This window comes from Flavobacterium luteum (assembly GCF_008806775.1).
Taxonomy (GTDB): domain Bacteria; phylum Bacteroidota; class Bacteroidia; order Flavobacteriales; family Flavobacteriaceae; genus Flavobacterium; species Flavobacterium luteum.
The window spans coordinates 51941-63934 of sequence record NZ_WAEM01000002.1; the positions used below are offsets into that span (position 1 = coordinate 51941).

Consider the following 11994-nt stretch of genomic DNA (forward strand, 5'->3'; position numbering starts at 1 on the left):
TAAAAACACATCACAAGTTGATTCAGAAGTGTGACTTTTTATACTTTTACTATTTATTATTATAAAAAAAGAGCCGGTATATTTTCCAGCTCTTTCATTTAAAAATTACATCATTTCCAACCTCCGCCAAGATCTCTATAGACATATACAGAGGCATTAAGCAATTCTTTTTTAGACTCTATCAAATCTAACTTATTTTCCAGTGCATCTCGTTGTGTCATTAGTACTTCAAAATAATCTACTCGTGCCGATTTAAACAAATCATTAGAAACTTCTATCGACTTATTCATAGCATCAACCTGTTGAGATTTTAAAGCATAACTATTTTGTAAATTATTGATTTTCGAAAGCTGATTTGAAACCTCTAAATAAGCATTTAAAATGGTTCGTTGATAGTTATACAAAGCCTGTAATTGACGTGCATTAGCATTTTTAAACTCTGCTTTAATCGCATTTCGGTTAATAAGCGGTCCTACAATATCACCAGTTAAGGAATAAAGCAAAGATTCTGGCAAAGTCAGCAAATAGTTTGCTTTAAATGCTTGTAGTCCGAAACCTGCTGAAATATCTAGAGATGGATAAAATTCAGCACGAGCTACTTTTACATCTATTTTTGCGGCAACTAGCTCTAATTCAGCTTGTTTAATATCAGGACGATTAACTAATAATTGAGAAGGAATTCCTGATTGAACTATTCCAGGTAACAACCTTAAAAAATTTGTCTTTTCACGCTTTATTTCCTGCGGGTATTGACCCAACAAAAAGTTTATCCTATTCTCAGATTCTTTTATACGTTGCAAAATTTCAAACTCCATACTTTTTGAACCCATTACTTCAGCCTGAAACTTTTGAACAGCCAACTCAGTTGTTCTACCAGCCTCCTTTTGAATTTTTACGATTTCTAAGGCATTGTTTTGAAGTATAATGTTTTGTCTTACAATATCTAATTGGTTATCAAGTGCCAACAATTCATAATACGAATCAGCTACTTCGGCAATAATATTAGTTAACACAAAGTTTTTGCCTTCAATTGTAGATAAATAGCGACTTACGGCAGCTTTTTTTGAATTCCGTAATTTTTTCCAAATATCCACCTCCCAGTGGGCATAGGCTCTAATGGTCAAATCTGTTAAAGGATCTGGAAATTCTTTTCCTGGCATTATTTCGGTAGTAGCATCACCAGCTCCTTGACTCGTGTATCTACCTACTTTTTCTACTCCACTCCCTGCTCTTAAACCAACCGTTGGTAACAATGCTCCTTTTCTAAAACGTATATCATTTTTGGCAATTTCAATTTCCTGTAACGTAATTAGAAGCTCCTGATTGTTTTTTAAAGCTACATCAATTAAATCCACTAAATAATTATCCTTAAAAAAGTTTTTCCAAGGAACAGATGACATATTTGTAGTGTCTAAACTAGTATTAAAAGAGTCTGGAACTTTAGCACTTTCATTTATTGGCACTAAAACTGGCGCACAACTAACTACTACCAAACCAATACCTAGTAGCATAAGGTGCTTATATATTTTGAATTTATACATTGTGATCTATTTCTTCGGTTAATGGATTTTCTTCTTCGTTTTTTACAAATTTTGTTTTCTCAGAAATTATACCAAATATGTAATACAAACCTGGTATAAGTAGGACTCCGAAAATGGTTCCTATAAGCATTCCACCTGCCGCCGCAGAACCAATTGTACGATTACCCACTTTGCCAGGTCCTGACGCAAAAACTAGAGGAATTAATCCTGCAATGAATGCGAAAGAGGTCATTAAAATTGGACGGAATCGTATTGCAGAACCTTCAATTGCAGCTTGTAGTACGGAATCTCCGGCTCGGTGTCTCTGAACAGCAAACTCAACAATTAATACAGCATTTTTACCCAACAATCCTATTAGCATTACCATAGCAACTTGAGCATAAATGTTGTTTTCTAAACCAAATAGCTTCAAAAATAAAAAAGCTCCGAAAATACCTGCCACAAGCGAAAGAATAACTATAAAAGGCAAAATAAAGCTTTCATATTGTGCGGCCAAAATAAGATAGACAAAACCTAAACAAATTAGGAATATATATATTGCTTCATTGCCACGTCCTACCTCATCTTTAGAAATACCAGCCCAATCAATCCCATATCCTCTTGGTAATTTTTTTTCAGCAACTTCTTGAATGGCTTTAATAGCTTCTCCACTACTATACCCTGTAGCTGCCTGGCCGCTTATTTCTGAAGCGTTGTACATGTTTTGTCTTGTGATTTCTGACAATCCATAAACTTTATCCATTTTCATAAAAGCAGAAAAAGGCACCATTTCATCACGATTATTTTTTACATAAAGCTTCATAATATCTTCTGGCAATGCTCTATATTCAGGAGATGCTTGGACCATTACTTTATATTGGCGACCAAATTTAATAAAACTTATTTCATAATTACTACCGATAAGTGTAGAGAGTGTATTGGTTGCATTTTCAATAGTTACCCCTTTTTGTTGAGCAATATCATTATCAATATCGAGCATATATTGAGGAAAACTGGCACTGTAAAAAGTAAATACAGACGACAATTCAGGACGTTTGTTAAGCTCTTTTACAAAATCATTGCTTATTGTTTCCATCTTTTTGTAATCACCTGACCCTGCTTTGTCTAACAAACGCAACTCAAAACCACCTGCTGCTCCATAACCTGGAACGGCTGGAGGCTGAAAAAATTCAAGTGTCGCTCCAGGAATATCTTTCGACTTTTCTTCCAATTCATTAATGATTTCTTGAGAAGATTTTGAACGTTCATCCCAATTTTTTAGATTAATTAAACAAGTCCCTGAATTTGCTCCTGTACCTTCTGTTAGAATTTCATATCCAGCCAATGATGATACTGACTTAACTCCTTCTATCCCTTCGGCAATTTTTTGCAATCTTTCTGCAATTTGGTTGGTTCTTTCTAAAGTAGAACCAGGTGGAGTTTGAATAACTGCATAAAACATACCTTGATCTTCATTTGGAATAAAACCAGAAGGAAGGCTTCCATTCAAAAAATAAGTTCCTACACAGAAAAAAGTTAACATACCGTAGGTAACTACTCTACGATTTACTATGAGACCTAATAGATTTTTATATTTTGATGAAACTCCGGTGAACCATTTATTAAAGCCATCAACAATTCTATTTACAATTGTTGCTTTTTTAGGTTGTCCGTGTGTATTTTTCAACATCATTGCACATAGCGCAGGAGTAAGTGTTAATGCAACAACTCCTGAAAGAATAATTGATGTAGCCATTGTGATGGAAAACTGTCTGTAGAAAATCCCTACAGGACCAGACATGAAAGCCACTGGAATAAAAACCGCTGCCATTACAAAAGTAATTGCAATAATTGCACCAGCAACTTCGTGCATAGCCTCTTTTGTGGCTTTCATCGGTTTTAAATTTTTGGTTTCCATTTTAAAGTGAACGGCTTCAATTACTACAATAGCATTATCCACTACGATTCCAATAGCCAACACGAGTGCGAATAAGGTGATTAAGTTTAATGTAATTCCGAAAAATTGCATAAACATAAATGTCCCAATAAGTGATACAGGAACAGCAATAGCGGGAATTAAAGTTGAACGCCAATCTCCTAAAAATAAAAAGACTACTAATCCCACCAAAATAAATGCCTCAATTAATGTATGCAACACTTTCTCTATCGAAGCATCTAGAAATTTAGAAACGTCATAACTAATTTCATAATCCATTCCTTTTGGAAACGATTTTGATTTTATCTCTGCTAATTTTTCTTTAACATTCTTAATAACTTGACTGGCATTACTTCCGTAGGATTGTTTTAAAACAATAGCGGCTGATGGTCTTCCGTTTAGATTTGAATAGATATCATACATTGAACTTCCAAACTCAACCTTCGCTACATCTTTTAATCTTAACAATTCACCATCAGGATTGGCTCTTAAAACTATATTTCCATATTGTTCTTGGGTTGTAAATCTTCCAGGATATTTCAAGACATATTCAAATGCTTGCGAACGTTTGCCTGAGCTTTCGCCCGTTTTACCAGGAGATGCCTCCAAACTTTGTTGGGCTAATGCTTCCATTACCTCTTCGGCAGAAATTTTATAGGCTAACATTCGGTCTGGCTTCAACCAAACACGCATGGCATATTCTCTATTTCCTAAAATATCTGCAACACCAACTCCATCTACTCTTTTTAATTCTGAAAGAATGTTTATATCTGCATAATTAAAAAGGAATTTTTGGTCTGCTTTAGGGTCAGTGCTATAAAGATTGACATACAATAGCATATTAGACTCTTCGCGTGTTATTTTTACACCTTCACGCACTACAATTGGAGGCAATTTGTTTACAACTGAGGCAACTCTGTTCTGAACATTTAATGAGGCTTGATTGGGATCAGTTCCTAAATTAAATATTACTTGAATTGTACCTTCACCATCATTTCCAGCATCCGAAGCTATATATTTCATTCCTGGAACACCATTAAGTGCTCTTTCTAGTGGAATGATTACAGATTTAATTAACAATTCGTTATTTGCTCCAGGGTAAGCAACAGTTACATTTACCTTAGGTGGTGATATAGAAGGAAATAATGTTATAGGCAACTGAACTAGAGCCAAAACTCCAAGCAAGACAATCATTAGCGATATTACTATCGATAAAACGGGTCTTTGAATAAATTTATTGAACATTTGATTACGATTTAAAGATTAGACCTATTCTGCTTTTAATTTCAAGTTGGCTAGCACTTCTTTTGGTTTTAAATAATCGTATATAATTATATCGTCATCTTTAACTTTCTGAACTCCTTCTAGTAATATCTTATCATTTATAGTTATGCCACTTTTTACAACATATAAGTCTGGCATTTCACCTGTAATAGTAATTTCTCTTGATTTAACTGTGCTTTTTTCGACAACAAAAACATATATTTTATCTTGAACTTCATATGTCGCTTTTTGTGGAATAATTAATGCATTTTTAATAGGCACTGACAAGAGTACTTTTCCGGTTTCTCCATTTTTAAGTAACTTATCAGGATTAGGGAAACTGGCTCTAAAGGCAACATTACCTGTTTCACTATTAAATTCACTCTCTATGACCTCAACTTTTCCTTTATATTTCAATAGTTCATTATTTGCCAAAAGCAAACTTACATTGCTACTGGCGCGTCCGCTTACATTCGATTGGTATTCTAAATATTCAGGTTCTGAAACATTAAAATAGGCAAACATTTTTACATTGTCTGAAAGTGTAGTTAGCAATTCTCCTTCTTCAATAAGGCTACCTAATTTCTTTGGAATTCGATCAATAATCCCAGCAAAAGGAGCTCTAATGTCCGTGAAGGACAAATGTGTTTTTGCTAAAGAAACTTCTGCTCTTGCTTGATCTAATTTGGCTTTAGCCATGGCTTGCTCCGTTTTAGAAACTACGTTTTTATCGACAAGAGCCTTGGCATTTAGCAGCTCTATTTCAGCGGCATTTGCTTCAGCTTCCGCTTTTTGCAATTCGGCTTCGTATATTTTTGGCATAATTTTAAACAGCAATTGGCCTTGTTTTACATACTGACCTTCATCAACATATATGCTTTGTAAGAATCCTTTTTCCTGAGCTCGTATCTCTATATCTCGAACTGATCGTATCTGAGAAACGTATTCTTTAGTGAATGAAGTATCAATAATGGCCGCATTGGTAACGGTAAACTTACCAGACTCTTCTTTTTCATGTTTTTTAGTTGTACAACTTGTAAGACACAACAAGGCAACTAAGCCTGTAAAAAGGACATTTCTGTTCATGATAAAATGGAATTTAATCGTTTATAAATAGGAAATAAGATATTCCTTAAAAAGATAAAAGGGCATCAGCATTAAGAAGAATACATAAGAATAACATAAATATAATGAAATCACTATAATTACAAGTTCACAAAAACAGTATTATAATTTTAGTACTGATGTAAATTATATCAAATTCTTAAAACTTTTTGAGTAATATAAATAGGTGGTGAATTGCCATATGAAGGCAAAAGGATTTTAAAACTTTTATCTTTAAAATTTGAAATGAAATAAAGGGAGTGTGTAGAATATAATTTTAGAACAACAGTGTTTTTTTTAATAAAAGCTTTTTTTTCAAGGGTATCATGATTGTCTTCATCACTTGAATATTCTTCCTCTATGTCTAAATAGGTATAATCTAATAACTTAAAATTATTAGTTTCATTTATAAATTTATGATACTGAGTACTTGAAAGATTTTTTGCAAAAGAACCATTTATATTATCATAAGGTAAAGCATAGGACGGAACAATCCCTCCTATTATAATAAAAAATAAAATAAATTTAACTATCCTCATTGGCCTCAAAAGTAATGTTAAAATTAAAATTTTGAAAAAAAATATAGTTAATAAAAGTATAAACTAACGAAAACGATTTCTTAATACTATAATTAACATTATTTTTGAACCATGAACTCTCTATTTGAATCGGAACCTGTATTTCTTGAATTACCAGATTCAGAAATAATTTATTACCCTAATTTTTTTGATAAAATAGAAGCCGATTTAATTTATAAAGAATTATTAGAAAACACATTTTGGCAACACGACAAGATAACAGTTTACGGAAAAACACATCTGCAACCTAGGCTAACGGCTTTATATGGCAATGAAGGAAAGCCCTATTCCTATTCTAACATAAAAATGCAACCGCACAACTGGACAGTTTTATTACAAAAAATAAAATTTTATGTTGAAGAACCAGCTAACGTAAATTTTACCTCTGTTCTTATAAATCAGTACCGAAATGGAAATGACAGCAACGGTTGGCATGCCGATAATGAAAAGGAACTTGGACTAAATCCAGTTATTGCTTCTCTCAGTTTTGGAGCTGAACGCACATTTCAATTAAAGCACAATACTGATAAAAGCCTTAAAAAAAATATTGTATTAGAACATGGGAGTTTATTGCTAATGAAAGGAACAACTCAACACTTTTGGAAACATCAAATTCCTAAAACTGCAAAACCAGTAGGCTCAAGAATAAATTTAACGTTTCGTGAAATTAAGTAATATCCTTTTGTGTTCAATTTTTACAATTTTCTACTTTAATATAAACCCGTTTAGACAACAAAAAAAGAGTAAAATGCGAAGCTATTACTCTCAATTTACACAAAAATCAATTCAAAATTCATCCAAAAAGAAAAAAAACCCTTTAGAAATAAAAAATCAATAAAATTTTATTCATCTTTAAAAAGTAATTACTATTTTTACTAATATTGATATAGAATTTAAACAATAACCAAACCTGAATTAATTTTCAAGTAATGAAGAAAAGTAAGCGTATAGAATTAAATTGGGAACAATCCGAAAGACTAATTACATTAGCTTTAGAAGAAAGAAATCCTTTCGAAATCATCAAAAAAGAGTTAGGAATTGATGAAAAAGATGTTCTTGAAATCATGAAAAAAAAGTTAACTGCTGATAAATTTGAAATTTGGAAGAAGAAAGCCAATGCAGCTAAGCCTAAACCAAAGCAAATCAAAATCGATGATTTTGATGACGATTTAGACGGTAAATATTATATAAAAAATAAATTCGATTAAATTTCAACTCTTGTTCTTCAAGAGTTTTTTTTGTTCAAATTGTATTTATAAAAAACACAATTACAGAAATTTGTAATTTTTATTGTTAATTATTTAAAAATGATTTAAAATGATTAACAATTTTATACTTTTGAGGCCTTATCTGAAAAAATATAAAAATGTTTACAAAAAAAACAATCCTATTAATAGTATTTATAGGGTCTTTATTTAATTTTAATGCCAACAGTCAAAACAAATTTAAAGATCAAGTTGAAGCTACTATCGATTTAAATAGTATAAAAGACGACAAAGTTAGTGTTACTATTACTCCACCCAAATTCAAGACTGAAGAAGTACTTTACCATCTTCCAAAAATCGTTCCTGGAACCTATACTGAAGACAATTATGGCAAATACATTGACAACCTAAAAGCCTATACTAATAAAGGCGAAGCAGTTTCTGTCTCAAAAATTGATGACAATACTTGGCAAATAAGTAATGCTAAAAAGGTAATTAAAATTACCTATAACGTAAATGATACTTTTGATACTGAAATTGGAGACGGTTTTGGCAAAACAGATATCTTTTCTCCAGCGGGATCAAACATAGAAGAGGGTAAAAACATTATGCTAAACACACACTGTTTTATCGGTTATTTTTCAGGTATTTCTGATGAAATTGATTATAAAGTAACCATTACTCACCCTGCTTCATTATGGGGAGCAACATCGATGACTGACATAGACTCGAGTGACGCTAGCGATGTTTTTACTACCAGCAGATATGCCGAATTGGTTGAAAATCCAATTATGTACTCTAAACCAGATTATACTTCATTTACCATTAACGGTATGGATATTCTAATTGCTGTGTATTCTCCAAACGGAATTCATACTGCTGAGAGTTTAACACCAGAAATGAAAAAAATGATGTCGGCACAAAAGAATTTTTTAGGCACATTTAATACTACAAAAAAATATAGTGTTCTCATTTATTTATCGGATGTTGAAAAAAGCAATGATGCAAAAGGTTTTGGAGCTCTAGAACATCCTACAGCAACAACTGTTGTTATGCCTGAAGCAATGCCTCTAGAAGAGTTATCAGAACAATTGAAAGATGTTGTATCGCATGAATTTTTTCATATTGTAACCCCATTAACCATTCATTCTAAGGAGATTCAATTTTTTGATTACACCACCCCAAAAATGTCAGAACACTTATGGATGTATGAAGGCGTTACGGAATATTTTGCCAATTTATTTCAGATCAATCAAGGTTTGATTTCTGAAGAAGAATTTTACGAAAGAATGTCAGGAAAGATAGCCAATGCTAATGAGCTTAACGACACGATGTCTTTTACTAAAATGAGTGAAAACGTACTAAACCAGCCGTATAAAGATCAATACTTAAATGTATACGAAAAAGGCGCTTTGATAGGAATGTGTCTGGATATTATTATTAGAGAAAAAAGCAATGGTGAAAGAGGAATTTTAGATTTAATGCAAAAATTATCTAATGAATATGGTGCTAATAAACCGTTTAATGACAATGAACTTTTTGATAAAATTACTGCATTTACATTTCCAGAAGTTGGCACATTTTTAACCACTTATGTTGCTGGTGAAACTCCAATTCCATATGAAACTTTTTTTGCCAAAGTAGGTGTTACAAAAATAAATGTAAAAGTTCCTGGAAACGTATTTATAAAAGACAAAACGCCATACATCACTGTAAACCCTGAAACTAAAACGATAAGTATTGTTCCAAATATTGAATTGAATGATTTTTTTAACGAACTTGGTTTAAAAGGCGGTGACGCGATACTAGCTATAAATGACATCAATTACAATTTAGAAAACATTTATGATATGCTAACCTTAAGCGAATCATGGAAAAATGATGAACTTATTACTGTAAAAATAAAGCGTGATGGAAAAGAACAAATCGTAAAAGGAAAAACCAAACTTACTTTTGAAGATAAAGAAGGCTATGAAGCATCAGATAAAAGCAAAACCAAACTAAAAGAAGCTTGGCTAAAAGGTTAAAATTGAAAAAATATTATCCCCAAGTTGTATGAAGAATTTGGGGATTTTTTTATTTATTTGTAAAATACCAAAAGTATCTAAACGTGAAATATTCTATCATTACCGTATTTTTTTTAGTAATAATTTCCTCTTGCAACAAACCCGAATCTAAAAGCAATTTGCATATTACAGGAAACGTAAAAGGATTAAAAAAAGGCACCCTATATATTCAAAAAATAGTCGATACATCACTCGTAGCCATTGATACTATTGAAATCAATGGAGATTCACATTTTACAAGTGATTTATTTATTAAATCTCCTGAAATGTATTATTTGTTTTTGGATAGAGGCGTTACCAATTCGTTAGATAATAATTTATCATTCTTTGCCGAAGCTGGAACTATAGACATTCAAACGAGTTTAGACTATTTTAACTCTGATACTAAAATAACGGGGTCTAAAAATCAGGATAAATACGACGAATTTAAAAAAATCACTTCTCGTTTCAATGATGAAAATTTATCTTTAACAGAGCTAAAATTCAATGCTTATAAAAACAAGAACTTTAGAAAGGTTGATAGTATAGAAGCAAAACAAAATCTAAACTTAAAAAGAAGGTATTTATTTACCACTAATTTTGCGCTCAACAATAAAGACTATGAAATTGCTCCTTATGTTGCATTAACTGAGATTTCAAATATCAATTTAAAATATTTAGATACAATACAAAAATCGATGACACCAAAAATTGCACAATCACTTTACGGAAAAAAATTAATTCAATTTTATAAAGAGAGAAAGAAACAAGAGTAAAATCACTTAGCAACTTTTGAAATAATTATACGAAAATTGAAATAACTTCAAACAGGTATAAAAACAAAAAGACCGTCCCAAAACTGGAACGGTCTCTTGAGCCGGCGGAGGGACTCGAACCCACGACCTGCTGATTACAAATCAGCTGCTCTAGCCAACTGAGCTACGCTGGCGGTATTATATGATTACAAATATAGAAGTGTATTTTATATTTGCAAAATAAAACAACACTTTTTTATTGACTTTTTTTATTGCAATTCATTGATTTTAGCAACCAATTGATTTGCAGCTTGTTCTAATTCAACATTTATTTGTTTGAAATGTGCTTTTTTGTTTTCTACTTTTTTAGCGTTTACTTTAGTAATTAAAGTATCAAAAGTGGCGATTGCTTCATCAATCAAAGCGTTAGTTGCTTCAGTTGGTTTTCCCGTAGTCGACATTTCAAATAAGTAAACCGCTTCTATAATATCTCCTAAAACGTAGTTAATGTCTTTTTTTAAATTTTTAACGTTTGCCATGGTATTCTTAATTTTTAAATTTCTTAATTCGGGTGCAAAAATACATATAATCTTTCTATAACCTACTACGAAATGTAAATTTCTAAAATCGACCCTTTTCCTGACAACTTATATTCTGTTAATGAAGCAGGTATTAATACCGTATCCCCTTTTTTATAGTGATAGAAAGTTTCATTGGCTACAATTTCAAAAAAACCATCTACACACATATAAACTGTAAATGAATTTCCGTTTTTATCCACAGAAATAATTCCGTCAAGAGGAATAAAATTGGTTGTAAAATAGTCACAATTCACTATTTTATTAGACGCATTCGCAATTCTAGTATACTCTTTTTTAGTTTCTGTTTTATTGTAATTGATAGCTTCCAAAGCCAAATCGACGTGCAATTCTCTGGTATTTCCTTGCGCATCTACCCTGTCAAAATCATAAATACGATATGTAATATCAGACGTTTGCTGAATTTCGGCAACTAGCAATCCAGCTCCTATGGCGTGAACGGTTCCAGTTTCTAAAAAGAAAACATCGCCAGCTTTTACCTTTACATCATTTAGAATCGATAATACTGTTTTGTTTTCTAAATTTTCGATGTATTCTTTTGCATTCGATTTTTCTTTAAAACCAACTATAATTCTAGCATTTTCATCGGCTTGCATGATATACCACATTTCGGTTTTACCAAAAGAATTATGACGTTTTTTTGCCAATTCGTCATTAGGATGCACCTGAATAGACAAATCTTCTCTAGCATCTAAAAACTTAAAAAGCAATGGGAATTGTTTGCCAAAACGTTTGTAAACTTCAGTTCCAAGAAGTTCATTTGGAAAATCATTTATAATTTCGATTAATGTTTTTCCAGCTAAATGACCGTTTGAAACAACACTTACATCACCTTCAACTGTGGATAATTCCCAGCTTTCTCCTGTAATATCCGAAGTTATAGGCTTATTTAGTGACGACTTTAGTTTCGTCCCTCCCCAAATTCTTTCTTTAAGAATTGGATTAAACAATAAAGGGTATAGTTTTGAATTTATCATCTTTTTTTGGAA

The 11994-nt window shown here is 31.9% G+C and carries 10 protein-coding genes and 1 tRNA gene; 4 read left to right on the plus strand and 7 right to left on the minus strand.

Going from position 1 to position 11994, the window contains the following annotated elements; all coding sequences use genetic code 11:
- Positions 1-110: 110 nt before the first annotated feature.
- The 4 genes from F6464_RS04005 to F6464_RS04020 form a co-directional block, all read right to left on the minus strand.
- The gene (locus F6464_RS04005; RefSeq protein ID WP_151106525.1) at positions 111-1541 is read right to left on the minus strand and encodes a TolC family protein; all 1431 of its coding nucleotides are present in this window, start codon (positions 1539-1541) and stop codon (positions 111-113) included.
- The gene (locus tag F6464_RS04010) at positions 1534-4701 is read right to left on the minus strand and encodes an efflux RND transporter permease subunit (RefSeq protein ID WP_151106526.1); all 3168 of its coding nucleotides are present in this window, start codon (positions 4699-4701) and stop codon (positions 1534-1536) included. The genes F6464_RS04005 and F6464_RS04010 overlap by 8 nt, the downstream gene beginning before the upstream one ends.
- Before the next feature lie 24 nt (positions 4702-4725).
- Positions 4726-5805 carry an efflux RND transporter periplasmic adaptor subunit gene (locus F6464_RS04015; protein WP_151106527.1) on the minus strand — a complete coding sequence of 360 codons (1080 nt, stop codon included), beginning with the start codon at positions 5803-5805 and terminating at the stop codon, positions 4726-4728.
- Between the two features lie 170 nt (positions 5806-5975).
- Positions 5976-6362: a hypothetical protein gene (locus F6464_RS04020; RefSeq protein WP_151106528.1), complete on the minus strand. Its 387-nt coding sequence runs from the start codon at positions 6360-6362 to the stop codon at positions 5976-5978.
- A gap of 111 nt (positions 6363-6473) precedes the next feature.
- On the opposite strand from F6464_RS04020, the gene F6464_RS04025 reads away from it, so the two are divergent.
- From F6464_RS04025 to F6464_RS04040, 4 genes are all read left to right on the plus strand, one after another.
- Positions 6474-7076, plus strand: a complete 603-nt coding sequence (locus F6464_RS04025; protein WP_151106529.1) for an alpha-ketoglutarate-dependent dioxygenase AlkB family protein — start codon at positions 6474-6476, stop codon at positions 7074-7076.
- A 254-nt stretch (positions 7077-7330) separates the two neighbouring features.
- On the plus strand, positions 7331-7609 hold the full coding sequence (locus F6464_RS04030) for a DUF2805 domain-containing protein (RefSeq protein ID WP_151106530.1): 279 nt from the start codon (positions 7331-7333) through the stop codon (positions 7607-7609).
- Positions 7610-7767: 158 nt separating this feature from the next.
- Entirely contained in the window at positions 7768-9633 is a 1866-nt protein-coding gene (locus F6464_RS04035) for a M61 family metallopeptidase (RefSeq protein ID WP_151106531.1), read from the plus strand.
- An 83-nt stretch (positions 9634-9716) separates the two neighbouring features.
- Positions 9717-10427 (plus strand): DUF4369 domain-containing protein, encoded by a 711-nt coding sequence (locus F6464_RS04040; protein ID WP_151106532.1) that lies wholly within the window; start codon positions 9717-9719, stop codon positions 10425-10427.
- A 99-nt stretch (positions 10428-10526) separates the two neighbouring features.
- On the opposite strand, the gene F6464_RS04045 is transcribed toward F6464_RS04040, so the two are convergent.
- The 3 genes from F6464_RS04045 to F6464_RS04055 all read right to left on the minus strand — a co-directional run bounded on the left by F6464_RS04045 (position 10527) and on the right by F6464_RS04055 (position 11979).
- Positions 10527-10600, minus strand: a tRNA-Thr gene (locus tag F6464_RS04045).
- Between the two features lie 75 nt (positions 10601-10675).
- On the minus strand, positions 10676-10945 hold the full coding sequence (locus tag F6464_RS04050; protein ID WP_151106533.1) for a hypothetical protein: 270 nt from the start codon (positions 10943-10945) through the stop codon (positions 10676-10678).
- 65 nt (positions 10946-11010) lie between these two features.
- Complete coding sequence (locus tag F6464_RS04055; protein WP_151107123.1) at positions 11011-11979, minus strand: type I phosphomannose isomerase catalytic subunit; 969 nt, start codon at positions 11977-11979, stop codon at positions 11011-11013.
- Positions 11980-11994: the final 15 nt, after the last annotated feature.